The organism is Microbacterium sp. NPDC087592 (assembly GCF_044743585.1).
GTDB lineage: Bacteria > Actinomycetota > Actinomycetes > Actinomycetales > Microbacteriaceae > Microbacterium.
In genome coordinates this window covers 1774977-1791221 of sequence record NZ_JBIUWT010000001.1, presented here as the reverse complement: position 1 = coordinate 1791221, position 16245 = coordinate 1774977, and the positions used below count along the sequence as shown (strand labels likewise).

Sequence of the window (16245 nt, the reverse complement as noted above, 5' to 3'; positions counted from 1 at the left end):
CTCGTACTCGTCTTCGCTGACGGGTCTTCTCTTACTCGTTTCCGATCGCGGCGGTGGTCGCCCGCACCACCAGTCTCGTCGGTAGCGTGACGTGCATCTCCTCGACGGGCTGCCCGGCGAGGAGGGCGAAGACCATCTCGGCCGCCACCGACCCCAGGCGACGCATCGGCTGCTGGATCGTGGTGAGAGGCAGGGCGCGGCGGGAGGCCTCCGGCACGTCATCGAACCCCACCACCGAGAGGTCTTCCGGCACCCGGAGCCCCAGCTCGTGCGCGACCTCGATCACGGCGATGGCCGAGAGGTCGTTCGCGGCGAACACGGCCGTGGGCCGGGACGGCCCGGCCAGCAGGATCCGCGCCGAATCCCTCGTGGCCTCGAGCTCGTAGCGACCGGAGCGGATCAGATCGGGATCGACCGGGATGCCGGCGTCGCTCAGCGCGCGTCGATACCCGGCATCGCGCAGGCCCGCGGATCGCAGATCGGGGCGCCCGCCCAGGAAGCTGATGCGGCGGTGGCCGAGGTCGAGCAGGTGCCGGGTCGCCGTCAGCGCGCCGCCGAAGCTGTCCGACTCGACGGTCGGCAGGTCGGCGCGGCCGGTGTGCGGGTCGATCGCGACGACGGGGATCTCGGTCGACGCGCCGACGACCGTGGGGGTGACCATGATCGCGGCGTCGATGAGGGTGCCGGAGAGCCGACTGAGTGACCGCCGCTCCCACCCTTCGCCCTGTCCGTGCCGCGAACCGCTGTACGCCAGCAGGTCGAAGGCGGTGTCGTGCACGGCCGCGCCGACGCCCTTGAGGATCTCGGCGCTGAACGGCTCGAAGTCGGCCAGGAGCACCCCGATCACACCGGTGCGCCTGGCGCGCATGCTGCTCGCCACCAGGCTCGATTCGTAACCCAGTTCCTGCACCACGTCGAGCACGCGCCGGACCGTCGCATCCGCGATCCCGTAGCGTCCGTTCACCGCCTTCGACACGGTCGACACCGAGACGCCGGCAGCCTTCGCGACGTCGTGGATCGTGGTTCTCCCGCTCATGGTCGCCCAGCGTATCCGGGGATGCGGCCGCGATGGAAACTGTTTTCGAAAACGTTTGACGGTCCTCACGAACGACAGCAGACTGCAACGCGACGCGGTCACACCCCCTGATGCCGCGGCGCCTGCAGAGACGCGGCGCAACTCTCGATGAGGAGAACCATCACATGAACAGCACACGGCGTTCCTTGATCTCCGCGGCCGCGATAGCCGCCGTCGGAACTCTCGCACTCAGCGGGTGCACGGCCAGCACCCCCGACGGCGGAGGTGGCGGCGACGCCGCCATGACGCTCTGGCACAACTCCACCACCGGACCCGGCGTCGAGTTCTGGGAGCAGACCGTCGCCGACTTCGAGAAGGAGAACCCCGGGGTCACGATCGAGATCCAGTCGATCCAGAACGAAGACCTCGACGGCAAGCTCCAGACCGCGCTCAACTCCGGCGATGCTCCCGACATCTTCCTGCAGCGCGGCGGCGGCAAGATGGCCGCGATGGTCAAGGCCGGCCAGCTCAAGGACCTGACCGACTCGATCAGCGGTGGTGCTGCGGAGGAGATCTCCGACGCCGCCTACTCGGCCAGCAGCCTGGACGACAAGATCTATGCGATGCCGGTGGCCGTGCTCCCCGGCGGACTCTTCTACAGCCAGGACCTGTTCGACGAGGCCGGCATCACCGAGAACCCCACCACGATGGACGAGCTCGAGGCCGCCACCGAGAAGCTCAAGGCCGCCGGCATCGACCCGGTCGCCCTCGGCGCGAAGGATGCCTGGCCCGCAGCCCACTGGTACTACTGGCTGGCGCTGCGCGAATGCAGTGCCGAGACGCTCGCCAAGGCCGCCGACGAGATGAACTTCGACGACGACTGCTGGGTGCGCGCGGGCGAAGACCTGCAGGCGTTCGCGGCCACCGAGCCGTTCAACTCCGGCTTCCTCACCACCACCGCCCAGCAGGGTGCGGGCAGCTCGGCGGGTCTCATCGCCAACCACCAGGCCGGCATGGAGCTCATGGGCGCGTGGAACCCCGGCGTCATCGGATCGCTCACGCCCGACCAGAAGCCGCTGCCCGACCTGTCGTGGTTCCCGTTCCCCGAGGTCGAGGGCGGCGACGGTGAGGCCGGCTCAATGATGGGCGGCGTCGACGGATACTCGTGCTCGGTGGATGCGCCCGACGCCTGCGTCGACTTCCTCAACTACCTCGGCACGTCCGACGTGCAGACCGCCTACTACAAGGCGTTCAACGCCCCGCCGGTCAACACCGTGGCGCAGGAGGCCGTGACCGAGCAGTACCTCAAGGACATCCTCGCGGCCTACAACGCGGCGCCGTACGCGACGCAGTGGCTCGACACGGTCTACGGACAGAACGTGGGCAACGCGCTCAACGTCGCCGTGGTCAACATGCTCGCCGGTCAAGGAACCCCGGAGGACATCGTCAAGGCCGTCCAGGATGCCGCGGCCAAGGCATAAGGCGGCCGCCCGGCTGGAAGTGATCCTTCTGGCCGGGCCCGCCCTCCTGGTCTTCCTCGCCTTCGTCATCTTCCCGGTGCTGATGGCGGGCTACTACGGCTTCTTCAGCTGGCAGGGCTACGGCCCGCCCACCGACTTCGTCGGGCTGAAGAACTATCTGACGATCCTGCAGGATCCGCTGTTCCACGATGCGCTGGCCCACAACGGGTTCATCCTCGTGTTCTCGCTCATCCTGCAGGGACCGGCGGCGATCCTCCTCGCGCTCCTGCTCAACCGGCGGATGCGCGGCCAGTCGCTGATCCGCGTGCTGATCTTCATCCCCTACGTGATCTCCGAGGTCGTGGTGGGCACGGGCTGGAGCCTGATGCTGCAGACCAGCGGCGCGTTCAACGACCTGCTGGAGAAGATGGGCCTCGGGTTCCTCGCGAACGACTGGCTCTCGAACCCGGACATCGCGATCTGGACGCTGATGGTGATCATCACCTGGAAGTACGTCGGGTTCGCGGTGATCCTGTTCCTCGCGGGGCTGCAGGGCATTCCGGAGGAGCTGCACGAGGCCGCCTCGATCGACGGCGCCTCCTACTGGCAGATCCAGTGGCGCATCACGCTGCCGCTGCTCGCGCCGACCCTGCGCATCTGGGCGTTCCTGTCGATCATCGGCTCGCTGCAGCTGTTCGACCTGGTCTACATCATCTGGGGGCAGTACATCGCCTCCACCGCCGGCACCTCGACCATGGCGACCTACATGGTCTCCGAGGGGCGCAACGCCGGCAACTTCGGGTACGGCAACGCGGTCGCGGTCGTCCTGTTCCTGATCTCGCTCGTCGTGGCACTGATCTACCAGCGCGCGGTGCTACGTCGCGACACGGACGGCGCCCTCACCGGCGCCCCTGCACGGAAGAAGAGGACGACGCCATGACCGCCACCTCGGTACTCGTCACCCAGCGACCCGGACGCGCCGGGCGCCCCGGACGCACTCCGCGCCCGCGGCCGCCCTGGGCCAACCCGACCGTCTACTTCGTCGCGCTGATCGTCGTCGGGCTCATGCTCGCCCCGATCGCGTACATCATCATCGGCGGATTCCGCACGAACGCGCAGATCACGACCGACCCGTCGGGGATGCCGCAGCCGTGGGTGTTCTCCAACTACTTCGACGTCATCACCGGTGGCGTGTTCTGGCGGCAGGTGCTCAACTCCACCATCGTCGCCCTCGCCACCACGATCGGCGTCGTCGCGCTGGGGCTGATGGCCGCGTACGTGCTCGCCCGCTACCGGTTCGCCGGCCGCGGAGTGCTCTACGCGTTCTTCGCCGCGGGGCTCATGTTCCCGCTGACGGTCGCGATCACCCCGCTGTACATCGTGGTGCGCAGCCTCGGGCTGATGAACTCGCTCGGCGGGGTCATCCTGCCGCAGATCGCCTTCGCCCTGCCGACGACGATCATCATCCTGGTCCCGTTCCTGCGCGCCATCCCCGACGAGATCCAGGAGGCGGCGTTTATCGACGGATGCAGCCGGATCGGCTTCTTCTGGCGCATGGTGCTGCCGCTCTCGATCCCCGGTGTGATCACCACCGGCATCCTCGCGTTCATCGGCAGCTGGAACGGATACCTCCTCCCGCTGTTCGTGCTCAACGATGCGGCGGCTTTCACCCTCCCGCTGGGCGTGCAGTCGTTCGCGTCGCAGTACTCGGTCGACACCGCGAAGGTCCTCGCCTTCACCTCGCTGTCGATGATCCCCGCCCTGATCTTCTTCAGCCTCTTCGAGCGCCGCATCGTCGGCGGACTGACCGGCGCGGTCAAGGGCTGACGATGTCGACGCAGACCCCACAGAAAGAGACGCACGTGCTCGCTCCCACATCCCGCCCCCGATTCTCCCCGCGCGTCGAGGGCCTCCTCGAGCAGATGACGCTCGAGGAGAAGCAGGCGCAGCTCGTCGGCTTCTGGGTGGATCAGGGAGACGAACTCGTCGCCCCGATGGCCGGCGAGAAGAAGACCTCGACCCGGTACGAGGATGCGACGGCGCACGGCATCGGCCACCTGACGCGCGTGTACGGCACGCGCCCGGTCGACCCGATCGAGCGCGCGCAGTGGCTGTGGGGTGAGCAGGCACGGCTGCAGCGCGAGACCCGGCTGGGCATCCCGGCCCTGGTACACGAGGAGTGCCTGACCGGCCTGGCTGCCTGGCAGGCGGCGACCTTCCCGACCCCGCTCGCGTGGGGCGCATCCTTCGATCCCGAGCTGGTCGAGGAGGTGGGGCGGGCGATCGGATCGTCGATGCGGACACTCGGCATCCATCAAGGACTCGCTCCCGTGCTCGACGTCGTCCGCGATCCGCGGTGGGGGCGCGTCGACGAGTGCATCGCCGAGGACCCGCTGCTCGTGGGAACCGTCGGCACCGCCTACGTCCGCGGCCTGCAGTCGGAGGGCGTGCACGCCACCCTCAAGCACTTCGTCGGATACTCGGCGTCGACCGCCGGCCGCAATCACGCGCCGGTGCACGCCGGGCGGCGCGAGATCGAGGACGTGCTGCTCCCGCCGTTCGAGATGGCTGTGCGCGAGGGCGGGGTGCGCAGCGTCATGAACTCGTACACCGACATCGACGGGGTGCCGGTGGCCGCCGATCCGTACTACCTCGACGAGGTGCTGCGCGGACGCTGGGGCTTCGACGGGGTGGTCGTGTCGGACTACTTCGCCGTGGACTTCCTGCAGAGCATGCATCACGTCGCGGCCGACTCCGAGCAGGCCGCCGCGCTGGCGATCACCGCGGGGATCGACGTGGAGCTGCCCTCCCCCGACGCGTACACGACCCTCGCCACGCAGGTGCGCGACGGGTCGCTGGAGCAGAGCATCCTGGACCGGGCGGTCGGACGCGTCCTGACGCAGAAGGAGGAGCTGGGACTGCTGGATGCCGACTTCACGGTCGCGCCCGCCGCGATCGACCTCGATTCCCCCGAGCATCGCGCACTCGCCCGCCGCCTCGCTGAGGAGTCGATCGTGCTGCTGAGCAACGACGGCGTGCTGCCGCTGGATGCCTCCGGTGCGCCACGGATCGCGGTCATCGGACCGAACGCCGACAGCGCGGAGGCTCTCATGGGCTGCTATTCGTTCGTGAACCACGTGCTCGCGCACCACCCCGAGGTGCCCGCCGGCATCGCCCTGCCGAGCGTGCTCGACGGACTCCGCGCCGAGCTCCCCGCCGCCACGATCACCCATGTCGTCGGCGGCGAGGTCGAGGGCGAGGACCGCAGTGGATTCCCGGCCGCGGTCACCGCCGCTGGCGAGGCCGACGTGGCGATCGTCGTGGTCGGCGACCGCGCTGGACTGTTCGGGCGCGGCACGGTCGGCGAAGGCAACGACGTCGACTCGCTGGAACTCCCCGGGGTGCAGCGCGCCCTGGTCGAGGCCGTCGTCGCGACCGGCACCCCGGTGGTCGTCGTCGCGCTCACCGGTCGCCCGTACGCGCTGGACTGGGCACTGCCGCATCGGGAGTCGGGCGCCGGACTGACCGCCGGCCTGGGGTCGGTGAACTCGCCTGCTCCGGCCGGCACTGCCGCCACCGAGAAGCGCTCGCTCCCGGCGGCCGTGCTGCAGGCGTTCTTCCCCGGCGAAGAAGGGGGCCCGGCCGTCGCGGCCGTGTTGAGCGGGGCCGTCGCCCCGTCGGGACGGCTCCCGGTGTCGCTGCCGCGGTCGGCGGGCGTGCAGCCCTATTCGTACCTGCATCCCGCGCTCGGCGGACGCACGGACGTGTCGAGCGTCGACCCCTCACCGGCGCGGCCGTTCGGATTCGGACTCGGCTACACGACCTTCGCACACGAGCAGCTGACGGCCGACGCGACGGTCGGTGCGGGCGCGGAGTTCCGAGCGTCTGTGCTCGTCCGTAACTCCGGCTCCCGCGCGGGCACCGACGTCGTGCAGCTGTATGCGCACGACGAGGTCGCGAGCGTGGCCCGCCCGGTCGCGCAGCTGATCGGGTTCCAGCGGGTCTCGCTGGAACCGGGCGCGGAGCAGCGCGTGGAGTTCACGGTGCCGACCGAGCGCCTCGCGTTCACGGGCGTCGACGGTGTGCGGAGGGTGGAACCGGGGCGGATCCGGCTGTGGGTCGGGGCCGCCTGTGACGACGAGGAGACCTCGACCGCGATCGAGATCGTCGGCTGAGAGCCGTCAGTACATCTCCCCGACGGGAACTGGAACGGCGAGCACGTTGCCCGGCTGCGCGAGCGGGCATGCCCAGGCCGGGTCGTAGGCGCAGGACGGGTTGTAGGCGAAGTTGAAGTCGAGCACGATCGTGCCGCGCGCGGCATCCGATCCCAGGTCGGCGCCCTTGATCGTGTCGATCAGGTAGCGACCGCCGCCGTACGTTCCGCCCTCGCGTCCGGCGAGCGCGTCGCGCACCGGGATGAACAGACCGCCGCCGTAGGTGGTGAGTCGCCAGACGTCGAGCGATCCGGCATCGGGGATCTCGACCCGGCCGATGCGCTCGAACGGTACGACACCGTCGGTCCCCGTCGCGAAGTCGAAGCCGCCGGGATCGGCGGGCAGGATCGGCAGCTCGAAGCGCCAGTCCGGATCGTAGGACGCGAGGGGCAGACCCTCGAACAGCGGCCGGTCCTCGGGCAGCAGCGGCGTCGCGGGGTGGTGGAGCATCAGCTCGTCGCGCTCCATCCGCCACAGCTCATGAGCGTCTTCAGGCGAGTCGGCGAGACGCACGGCGTCGTACAGGGCGAAGACCCGTCGGCGCCAGTCGGCGACTTCGAGGGCGGTGCGGGCGCTCGTGCGGGTGCTCGTCATGCGTCCAGGCTACGGGCCGGGCAGCGGGTGCGAGGCGGATCCGGCGATCATCTCGGCGTACCCCTCTTCGTAGGTGGGGTAGTCGAGACGCCCGAGCAGCGAGTGGAGCAGCGACCCGTCGTACACGAACCCGCGCGGGCCGTCGGATGCCTCGTCGGGTGGAACAGCGACGCCCAGCTCCCCGGCGAGGAAGCGGACGACGTCACCGAGAGGTGCCGGTCGTTCGTCGACCGCGTGTACCAGCCGCGGCGGGTCGTCGGTGCGCAGCAGCAGGTCGAGCGTGCGCACGAGGTCGGTCTCGTGGATGCGGTTCGTGAGCCGGGAGTGGTCGACCGCCGCGCCCTCGCGGACCTTACGCAGCAGGAACTCGCGACCGGGACCGTAGATCCCCGCCGGTCGCACGACCACGGCGTCGAACAGTTCGGCCGCCGCCCGCTCGCCGTCACGGAGCCCCCGCGAGCGCTCGGTCTCGGCCGCGGGCTCGTCCTGCTCGGTGAGAGGACGGTCGGCCGTGAAGGCACTCCCTTCGAAGACACCGGTCGACGACACGAACACGGTGCGAGCGGGCATCGCCGGCAGGGCATCCCGGAGGTGGCCGAGCGCCGTGCGGTAGGAGTGTTCGGTGCTGCCGGGCGGCAGCGTGATCACGATCGCGTCGACGACGGGAAGCGGGGTCGTGAGCGGCCGCGCGAGATCACCGCGGATGCCGACCACGCCGGCGGGCAGCTCCCCGTCACTCCGCCGCAGAGCGAAGACCTCACCGCCGTCGTTGAGAAGCCGTGGCGCCAGGCGCGCGCCGAGCTTGCCGAATCCGACCAGGAGTGTGCGCCGCGGCGCCGGGGTGGTGTCCATCGGTTCCAGGCTCCCACAGGTCCCACACACGCAGAAGCGCCGCACCCTCCGAAGAGGATGCGGCGCTTCGGCCGTGCAGCGCGAGTTACTCCGCTGCGGCGATCTTCTTGGCGTCGTCCGTGTTGAGCACGCGGAACAGGATCGCGGCGATCACGGCGCCCACGACCGGGGCGGCGATGTAGAGCCACAGCGAGCTCCACGCGAAGTGACCGCTGACCGAGAGGCCGAGCGCGACGGCCGGGTTGAAACCGCCGCCCGAGATCGATCCGACCGTGGCCGCGCCCACGAACACGGTCGCACCGATCGCGAGGCCGTAGAAGGAGTTGCCCGCGGTGTCCTTCGAGGTGGCGGTGTTGAGCACGACCCACACGAGGATCAGCGTGAACAGCGCTTCGACGAGGAACGCCGGGCCGACCTCGATGACCATGGCCTCTGCGCCGGCCGGCCAGACCGACATGCTGACGAGTGCGGCCACCGCGCCACCGACGAACTGTGCGACGAGGTAGGCGATGAAGTCGGCGACGCTGAGGCCGCCGCGCAGGAACACACCGACCGAGACGGCCGGGTTGAGGTGGGCGCCCGAGATGTGACCCGTGGAGAACACGAGCACCATCAGGGTGAAACCGATCGCGAGGGGCGTCAGCGGACTGTCGCTGTTCACCGCCGCGATGATCGCGAGAACGAAGAGGAAGGTGGCGACCGCTTCTGCGAGCGCCTTGCGTGCCGTACCAGTCATGAGAGAGCCCTTTGCTTGGGAATTCAGGAGAGGGGAAAGTCATCCGTTTGCCCGCGCACCCTGGCCGACGCACCCCTCGTGCGGCACCGACGCTATCGCTGCGCGCACCGGAATATCGGGAAGCCGCGCGGTATTGCTGTGAATTCCCTGAACTCAGGTGCGTGCCCCGATCGCGGCGACATCCACAGCGTCCGGATGCCGGAATCACGCCGGTGATGTCAACCCCGTGGCCCGCGCTCCCCCCTTCCCCGTAGCGTGCGAGGATGACCACCGAGACTGCCTCCGGCGCCGAGGCCCCCACGCGGCTGAGACGAGCGATCACCGGCCCGCTGCTGTTCGCCTTCATCCTCGGAGATGTGCTCGGTGCGGGCATCTACGCGCTGATGGGTGTGCTCTCCGAGAAGGTGGGCGGCATGCTGTGGGCGCCGCTGCTCCTGGCGCTGCTGCTCGCCATGCTCACCGCCGGCTCCTACGCCGAACTGGTCACCAAGTACCCACGCGCGGGCGGGGCCGCGGTCTTCGCCGAGCGCGCGTTCCACAGCCCGCTCGTCTCGTTCCTCGTGGGCTTCAGCATGCTCGCGGCGGGCGTGACCAGCGCGGCGGGGCTCGCCATCGCGTTCGCGGGTGACTACCTGGGCACCTTCCTCGACCTGCCGACCATCCCGGTCGCCATCGCCTTCCTCGCCCTGGTCGGACTGCTGAACGCCCGCGGCATCCGCGAATCCCTGGGGGCCAACCTCGTGATGACGGCGATCGAGCTCAGTGGACTCGTGATCGTCATCGCCGTGGTCGCGATCTTCCTCGGCGGCGGAGGCGGCGACGTGTCGCGCGTGACCCAGGCGCCCGAGGGCACGAGCGTCGCCATGGCCGTGCTCTCGGGAGCCGTCATCGCGTACTACTCGTTCGTCGGCTTCGAGACCTCCGCCAACATGATCGAGGAGGTGAAGGATCCGCGGCGCACCTACCCGCGTGCCCTGTTCGGAGCACTCATCACCGCCGGCGCGGTCTACGTCCTCGTCGGCCTCGCGAGCTCGATCGCCCTCCCGCCCGCCGAGCTGCAGGAGTCCAGCGGCCCGCTGCTCGCGGTGGTCGAGGCCACCGGCGTCAGCATCCCCTCTTGGCTGTTCAGCCTCATCGCCCTCGTCGCCGTCGCGAACGGCGCCCTGCTGACCATGATCATGGTCAGCCGCCTGACGTACGGAATGGCCGAACAGGGGTTGCTGCCGCCGGTGCTCGGCCGCGTGCTCCCGAAACGGAAGACACCGTGGGTCGCGATCCTCACCACCACCCTCGTCGCGATGGGGCTCACCCTCGTCGGCGATCTGGCGACGCTCGCCGAGACCGTGGTCCTGCTGCTCCTGGTCGTCTTCCTCAGCGTGAACATCTCGGTGCTGGTCCTCCGGCGGGATCACGTCGAGCACGATCACTTCCGGGTGTGGACGTTCGTCCCTGTGCTCGGCATCGCTTCGTGCATCCTGCTGCTCACCCAGCAGCGCCCGGTCGTCTGGCTCTTCGGTGCGATCCTGCTCGCCGTCGGCGGCGTCCTGTACCTGCTGGCCCGTTGGAACCGGAAGCGCACCGGCGGCGCACCGCTCAGGACCACCCAGACCCCTGACACCGAAACCGACCCGAAGGAGAATCATGAGCACGCCTGAGAACAGCGCCGAAGACATGACGAGCGCCGAGAAGCGCCACGATCAGCTCACCGCTGCGCCGGATGCCACCGAGGCCGACGCCGCCCCGCGCATCGAGGTCAGCGAGCACGACGGCAACACCCGGATCGACATCGCCCCCGACGCTCCGGTGCGTCCGGGGCCCGGCCCCGGAGTCGAGGCCGACGACTGAGCCGCGGTTCAGACCCCGGCGGCCGCGCCGGTCCGCTCCCGCGTGGTCGTGACACTTGCGAACCCGCGCGCCGAGAGGATGCTCTCGGTGCGGCGCATGATGTCCTGCCCCGACACCGCGGCGAGCGCACCCTGCGCCGGGATGGCGGAGGTGGTCGTCGCATCCGTCACGAACTCGACCTCGAAGCCGAGGTCGGCGGCGATACGGGCGGTCGTCTCGCAGCACTGCTCGGTACGGATACCGCAGACCACCACGCGGCCGATGCCGGCGCGCCGCAGTCTCTCCTCGAGATCGGTGGACCCGAACGCGTTGACGGTCGTCTTGGTGAGGGCGTCCTCGGAATCCCGAGGTTCGAGTTCCTCGATCACCCGCACGAACCCGTTGGCGGGATCGAACACGCCCCCGGTCCCCGGTTCGGAGTGGGTGACCCACACGACCGGGTCGCCGACTTCGCGGGCGTGCGCGACGAGGAGTGCGATGTTGTCGAGCACTGCCGGGTTCGCGGTCGCCGCCCAGTCGTCGGCGCGCTGGCGGAACGACTCCTGCGCATCGATGACCAGCAGGGCGGTGTCGGGAGAAGTCGTCATGGACTCATCGTGATCGCCGCCGAGGCGCCGGGCAAGATCCGATCCGGCCAACGACCGCACGGTTCCGGACAGCGTCAGAGCCAGCCCTTGCGCTTGAACACCGCGTACAGGCTGAAGCCCAGCACGACCATCATGCCGATGGCCATCGGATAGCCGAGCAGCCAGTGCAGCTCGGGCATGTGGTCGAAGTTCATGCCGTAGATCGTGCCGACCAGCGTCGGCGCGAAGAGGATCGCCGCCCAGCCCGAGATCTTCTTGACCTCGTCGTTCTGACGGATGCTGAGCTCCGTCATCCGCCGCATCTCCTCGTTCTGCCGACGGGCCACGATCGTCGACTCGACGGTGAGGGCGTTGTCGAGCACGGTGCGGAAGGTCGTCGCACGGTCGCTCACCCGGAGCGTGTGATCGAGCACGTCGCGCAGGTAGCTGCGCAGCTCCTCCCCCACGAGGTACTTGTCCGAGCCGCGCAGCAGCGCCTCGAGCATCCCGGAGAGCGGCTGCGTCGCGCGCTGGAAATCGATGACCTCCCTGCCGAGCTCGTAGATGCGCTGCGTGGCATCCACGTCTGCCTCGAAGAGCTGGCTCTCGATCTCGTCGATGTCGTTCTCGAGTCCTGCGAGGACCGGCGCGTACTCGTCGACCACCTCGTCGAGGATGGCATACAGCACGGCTTCGGGACCATGGGCGAGCAGCGCCGGGTCGTTCTCCAGCCGGTGCCGCACGCGTCCGAGGTCCGGAGATTCGGCATGCCGAATCGTCACGACGAAATCAGGGCCGACCAGCACATGCACCTCGCCGAACTCGACCTCCTCGGCCTCGTCGAGGTAGCGAGCCGGGCGCAGCACCATGAACAGCACATCGCCGTACCGCTCCAGCTTGGCGCGCTGGTGTCCCGACAGCGCGTCCTCGACGACGAGGGCATGGATGCCGAATTCGTCAGCGACTTCGCGGATCTCTTCCTCGCTGGGCCGGTACAGCCCGATCCAGCTCATCCCGCCGCGTTCCCGCATGCGCTCGAACGTCTCGCTCAGGCTCTGCGGATTCTCGGTGCGCACACCGTCCACGTAGATCGCGTTGTCGATGATCGCCATCGTCGCCCTTCCCTTCCGCACCGAGGTCGGGCCGGTGATCACTCCGCAGGCGGCGGCACGCAGGCGAGCGCGGACTTCGAGATCGACTCGTGGTAGGTCTCCGCCGTGAAGGGAAGCCCGAACTCCGGCGCTGTCTGACCGGAGGCCGGTGCGGCCTTCGACGCGATCGCCGCGAGCTCCCAGGACAGCTGCTGGGCGAACCGCGAGCCTCCGGTCGAGTCGTTCAGCACGACCGCGACGGTGAAGCCGGTTGCGGGATCCGAGTAGGCCGAAGTCGCGTAGCCGGGAACCCAGCCGTGCTGGCCGACCATCGACCCAGCGAGATAGGCGCCCCCGGCGGCCTGGTACCAGGAAGGGCCCTTCTCGCTGACCGGGAGGGGGGCTCCGAAGCGATCAGGCTTCTCCTTCGTGCGCAGCGCCTGCTGCGCCTCCGCCTGGACGTAGCGGCCGAGATCAGTGATGTTCGAGACCACGCCGGAGTCGGTGTAGCCGGAGCTCGCCGAGAGCGTGGTGATGTCGACCGGGGCGGCGCAGTTGAAGCCGCCCTCGACGGCCGACAGGTAGTGCCCGTCCATCGGGGTGTCGCCCGGCGCGGCCGGCGTCGAGCCGGGGAGCGAGGTGGCGGAGAGCTCGAGCGGCTCGGTGACGTACTCCGCGATCAGCTCGGATGCCGACATGCCCGTGGCGCGCTCGAGCGCGACGCCGAGCAGCAGGTACCCCGCGTCGGAGTCGCGGAAGGCCGTCGCCGGTGCCAGCCGCTCGCGGCCCAGCCCGTAGCCCGCGAGCTCCAGCGGAGACCAGATCCGCTCCGGGGTGTTCATCAGCGCACCCTTGATCGTCGGCTCGGACGATCCGGCGCCGCTCGTGCCGTTGCACAGGTCGAGGAGCGTGACGTCCTTCATGTCGGCGACGCCGGAGACGTACTTGGGCACCTTGGCGTCGAGTTTGACGGTCCCCTCGTCGGCGAGGGCGTAGAGCACATCGCACGTCATGAGGCGGGTCACGTCCGCGACGCGGAACGTCATGTCGGTGGACAGTTCACCGCCGTCGCGGTCCTGTGTGCCCGATGCGGTGACCCAGCTGCCGCTCCACGGGACCCAGACGCCCACGATCGCCCCGGAGGCGCCGGACGCGGTCAGCGCGTTGTCGACCGCCGCCTGCATCGCGTCGACCGTCGCATCGGGCAGAGCGCCGTCGACCTGAGCCGGTGGTGTGTACGTGAAGGAGCCTTCGGAGGAGCATCCGGTGAGGACGAGAGCGAGCACGGCCGCACTGGCCGCTGCGGCGCGCCAACGGCGCGACGAGAGAAGCTGCATGTAGAACCCCCGAAGATGTGTCTCCCGAGTCTAGAACGCGGATCCTGAAAGACGGCATCGAGCCGGGCGATCGTGCGCGCGCGTAAGGTGAGAATCGTGCCCCACCTCTTCGATGCCGACGTGATCATCGCCGTTCTCCGCCACATGAACGGCGACCACACCGACGATAATCTGCTCATCGCCCGCGCCTTCGCCGAGACCCACGCCGAGATCAGCGAGTCCGTCATGACGGGCTTCGACGGCGATGGCGGAGTGTGGGAGATCACCGCCGGCGGCGCCGCGTCCGAGCTGCGCGTGCCGTGGCCCGGCGGACCGATCGCCGACCGTCCGTCCGTGCGACGCGAGGTCGTGGCGCTCTACGACGAGGCCTGCGCCCGCCTCGGCGTCGAGCCGCGCCCGCACGCCTGATCGTCGCGGAGGCGGGTCGCCGGACGACTTCCGACAACTCCGGGCTTTCCTCTGAGGTAAGGCTCCCCTTACACTGAGGTCATGCCCGAGATCCTCTCCTTCTCCGCCGCCCTGCGCGAGCGCTCGTCCGGATCCCACTCCCGCAGCGAGACCGCCGGCTTCATGTCCGACCTCCTGAAGGGCGAGGGCTCCCGCGAGGACTACATCTCGCTCGTCGCTCAGCACTACTTCATCTACGAAGCACTCGAGAGCGCCGGCGACCGCATGCGCCAGGACCCGATCGCCTCGGTCTTCATCAGCGACAAGCTCACCCGCCTTCCCGCGCTCGAGGCCGACCTGGAGTTCCTCCTCGGGGCCGACTGGCGCGAGCAGATCGTGCCGCTGCCGACCACGCAGCGCTACGTCGACCGCATCCGTCAGGTCGGGGCGACCTGGGCCGGCGGCTTCGTGGCACATCACTACACGCGGTACCTCGGCGACCTCTCCGGCGGGATCTTCATCGGCCGCGTGATGGCCCGTCGCTTCGGCTTCGAGACCAACGGCATCGGCTTCTACCTGTTCGACGACATCGCCGACCCGTCGGCCTTCAAGGACGTGTACCGCGAGCAGCTGGATGCGGCACCGTGGGACGACGCCGAGCGCGAGCGGGTGATCGACGAGGTGCTCCTCGCCTACCGCTTCAACACCGAGCTCTTCGAAGACCTCGACCGGGCGCGCGCCGCGGCCTGAGGCGCCGGCGTCAGCTCTTCGGCAGCTCCGGTGTCGACGCCGCGAGCCAGGCGTCGCGCATGAACCGACGCACATCCTCGTCCACCCGGATGTCGCGGGGTCGCAGCGGGCGCGAGAGGTAGAGCCCCTCGAGCGAAGTCAGCCGGCTCAGCGCCACGTACGTCTGCCCCGGCGCGAACGCCCCGGAGCCGAGGTCGATGATCGCGCGCTCGTAGGTCTTGCCCTGCGACTTGTGGATCGTGACCGCCCAGGCGAGCCGCAACGGGAACTGGGTGAACTCGGCCACCACGTCGCGCGACAGCTTCTTGGTGTTCTGGTCGTACGCGTAGCGGAACCGTTCCCAGACGGCAGGCTCGACGTCGACCTCCTCGCCGTCGATGTCCACGCGCACCGCGCTGCCGATGATGCGCACCACTGTCCCGATGGTGCCGTTGACCCAGCGGGGCGGTTCCCCGGACATCGCCGTGTCGTTGCGCAGGAACATCACCTGCGCGCCGACCTTGAGCTTCAGCTCGCTCTCGGCCGGCAGCGACGCCTCGCCGCGTCCGAAGTCGCCGCTGACCTCGGCGCGCGCGGTCTGCTCCTTGCCGGGCAGCGCAGCAAGATGCCTGCTGTTGATGCTGTTCACGATGTCGTTGCGCGTGGCGAGGGTGATCATCGGCACCTCGCCCGGCTCCGGATCCGGCGGCGTGCGCGCGCCCTGCGTGTTCAGGACCCCGGCGATCTCGGCGGTCACCCGCCCGTAGCGCACGGCGTTCAGCATCGCCTTGAACCCGTCGTCGGACTGGCGGTGGATCTGCACCAGCTCGCGCACGTGCAGCTCGGCGCGGGTGTCGACCTCGAACAGGCCGCCCTGATCGGAGATCCCGGACCCGCCGGCCCACACCTTGGCGTCGAAGAACCAGAACGAGCGGTAGTGGTCCTGCACGTAGCGGGCCTCGTCGCCCCTCGGGGGAACCGGCGCCAGCTGGTACGGGTCGCCGAACATGACGACCTGCACGCCGCCGAACGGTTCGCCCCTGCGGCCTCTGGCCTGGCGCAGGGAGCGGTCGATCGCATCCATCAGGTCGGCGTTGACCATCGAGATCTCGTCGATCACGAGCGTCTCGATGGCGTTGAGGATGCGCCGCGTCGCATCGTTCTGATCGATGTCGGCATCACCGATCAGGCCGATCGGCAACCGGAAGAGCGAATGGATGGTCTGGCCCTCGACGTTGAGCGCCGCAACACCCGTCGGCGCGCAGATGGCGATCTGCTTCTTGGTGTTCCAGGCGAAGTGCTGCAGCAGCGTCGACTTGCCGGTACCGGCACGCCCGGTGATGAAGACGTGCTCGCCGGTGTCCTCGATGAGCCGGAACAGCTCTTGCTGCTCCTCGGACAGGGCGGGAAGGGACACGG

The 16245-nt window shown here is 69.2% G+C and carries 16 protein-coding genes; 8 read left to right on the top strand and 8 right to left on the bottom strand.

What is annotated here, in order from left to right; genetic code table 11:
* Window positions 1-31: 31 nt before the first annotated feature.
* Window positions 32-1036 (bottom strand): LacI family DNA-binding transcriptional regulator, encoded by a 1005-nt coding sequence (locus ACIOTO_RS08540; protein ID WP_105711682.1) that lies wholly within the window; start codon window positions 1034-1036, stop codon window positions 32-34.
* A 164-nt stretch (window positions 1037-1200) separates the two neighbouring features.
* On the opposite strand from ACIOTO_RS08540, the gene ACIOTO_RS08535 reads away from it, so the two are divergent.
* The 4 genes from ACIOTO_RS08535 (at window position 1201) to ACIOTO_RS08520 (ending at window position 6650) form a co-directional block, all read left to right on the top strand.
* Window positions 1201-2496 carry an extracellular solute-binding protein gene (locus ACIOTO_RS08535; RefSeq protein ID WP_400857431.1) on the top strand — a complete coding sequence of 432 codons (1296 nt, stop codon included), beginning with the start codon at window positions 1201-1203 and terminating at the stop codon, window positions 2494-2496.
* Window positions 2477-3415 (top strand): carbohydrate ABC transporter permease, encoded by a 939-nt coding sequence (locus ACIOTO_RS08530; protein WP_400857430.1) that lies wholly within the window; start codon window positions 2477-2479, stop codon window positions 3413-3415. The genes ACIOTO_RS08535 and ACIOTO_RS08530 overlap by 20 nt, the downstream gene beginning before the upstream one ends.
* Window positions 3412-4302: a carbohydrate ABC transporter permease gene (locus tag ACIOTO_RS08525; RefSeq protein WP_167632750.1), complete on the top strand. Its 891-nt coding sequence runs from the start codon at window positions 3412-3414 to the stop codon at window positions 4300-4302. Before ACIOTO_RS08530 ends, ACIOTO_RS08525 begins: the two co-directional genes overlap by 4 nt.
* 95 nt (window positions 4303-4397) lie before the next feature.
* Complete coding sequence (locus tag ACIOTO_RS08520) at window positions 4398-6650, top strand: beta-glucosidase (RefSeq protein ID WP_400858080.1); 2253 nt, start codon at window positions 4398-4400, stop codon at window positions 6648-6650.
* A 6-nt stretch (window positions 6651-6656) separates the two neighbouring features.
* On the opposite strand, the gene ACIOTO_RS08515 is transcribed toward ACIOTO_RS08520, so the two are convergent.
* The 3 genes from ACIOTO_RS08515 to ACIOTO_RS08505 form a co-directional block, all read right to left on the bottom strand.
* Window positions 6657-7283: a DUF1684 domain-containing protein gene (locus ACIOTO_RS08515; protein ID WP_091032121.1), complete on the bottom strand. Its 627-nt coding sequence runs from the start codon at window positions 7281-7283 to the stop codon at window positions 6657-6659.
* Window positions 7284-7292: 9 nt separating this feature from the next.
* The gene (locus ACIOTO_RS08510) at window positions 7293-8135 is read right to left on the bottom strand and encodes a hypothetical protein (RefSeq protein WP_400857429.1); all 843 of its coding nucleotides are present in this window, start codon (window positions 8133-8135) and stop codon (window positions 7293-7295) included.
* A gap of 85 nt (window positions 8136-8220) precedes the next feature.
* Entirely contained in the window at window positions 8221-8871 is a 651-nt protein-coding gene (locus tag ACIOTO_RS08505; RefSeq protein WP_029264398.1) for an MIP/aquaporin family protein, read from the bottom strand.
* Between the two features lie 263 nt (window positions 8872-9134).
* Between ACIOTO_RS08505 and ACIOTO_RS08500 the strand changes: the two genes are divergently transcribed.
* Entirely contained in the window at window positions 9135-10526 is a 1392-nt protein-coding gene (locus tag ACIOTO_RS08500; protein ID WP_400857428.1) for an APC family permease, read from the top strand.
* Window positions 10513-10716 carry a multidrug transporter gene (locus ACIOTO_RS08495; RefSeq protein WP_372467644.1) on the top strand — a complete coding sequence of 68 codons (204 nt, stop codon included), beginning with the start codon at window positions 10513-10515 and terminating at the stop codon, window positions 10714-10716. Before ACIOTO_RS08500 ends, ACIOTO_RS08495 begins: the two co-directional genes overlap by 14 nt.
* A gap of 8 nt (window positions 10717-10724) precedes the next feature.
* Here ACIOTO_RS08495 and ACIOTO_RS08490 read toward each other — a convergent pair whose 3' ends face one another.
* From ACIOTO_RS08490 to ACIOTO_RS08480, 3 genes are all read right to left on the bottom strand, one after another.
* Window positions 10725-11303, bottom strand: a complete 579-nt coding sequence (locus ACIOTO_RS08490; RefSeq protein ID WP_400857427.1) for an isochorismatase family protein — start codon at window positions 11301-11303, stop codon at window positions 10725-10727.
* A 74-nt stretch (window positions 11304-11377) separates the two neighbouring features.
* Window positions 11378-12394 (bottom strand): magnesium/cobalt transporter CorA, encoded by a 1017-nt coding sequence (corA, locus tag ACIOTO_RS08485; protein WP_400857426.1) that lies wholly within the window; start codon window positions 12392-12394, stop codon window positions 11378-11380.
* A gap of 38 nt (window positions 12395-12432) precedes the next feature.
* The gene (locus ACIOTO_RS08480; RefSeq protein ID WP_400857424.1) at window positions 12433-13710 is read right to left on the bottom strand and encodes a serine hydrolase domain-containing protein; all 1278 of its coding nucleotides are present in this window, start codon (window positions 13708-13710) and stop codon (window positions 12433-12435) included.
* 96 nt (window positions 13711-13806) lie between these two features.
* On the opposite strand from ACIOTO_RS08480, the gene ACIOTO_RS08475 reads away from it, so the two are divergent.
* Both ACIOTO_RS08475 and ACIOTO_RS08470 read left to right on the top strand, forming a co-directional pair.
* On the top strand, window positions 13807-14118 hold the full coding sequence (locus ACIOTO_RS08475; protein WP_400857423.1) for a DUF2470 domain-containing protein: 312 nt from the start codon (window positions 13807-13809) through the stop codon (window positions 14116-14118).
* 81 nt (window positions 14119-14199) lie between these two features.
* Window positions 14200-14847 carry a heme oxygenase (biliverdin-producing) gene (locus ACIOTO_RS08470; protein WP_029264391.1) on the top strand — a complete coding sequence of 216 codons (648 nt, stop codon included), beginning with the start codon at window positions 14200-14202 and terminating at the stop codon, window positions 14845-14847.
* A gap of 10 nt (window positions 14848-14857) precedes the next feature.
* Here the strand turns inward: ACIOTO_RS08470 and ACIOTO_RS08465 are convergent, their stop codons facing one another.
* Window positions 14858-16243: an ATP-dependent RecD-like DNA helicase gene (locus tag ACIOTO_RS08465; protein ID WP_181156341.1), complete on the bottom strand. Its 1386-nt coding sequence runs from the start codon at window positions 16241-16243 to the stop codon at window positions 14858-14860.
* Window positions 16244-16245: the final 2 nt, after the last annotated feature.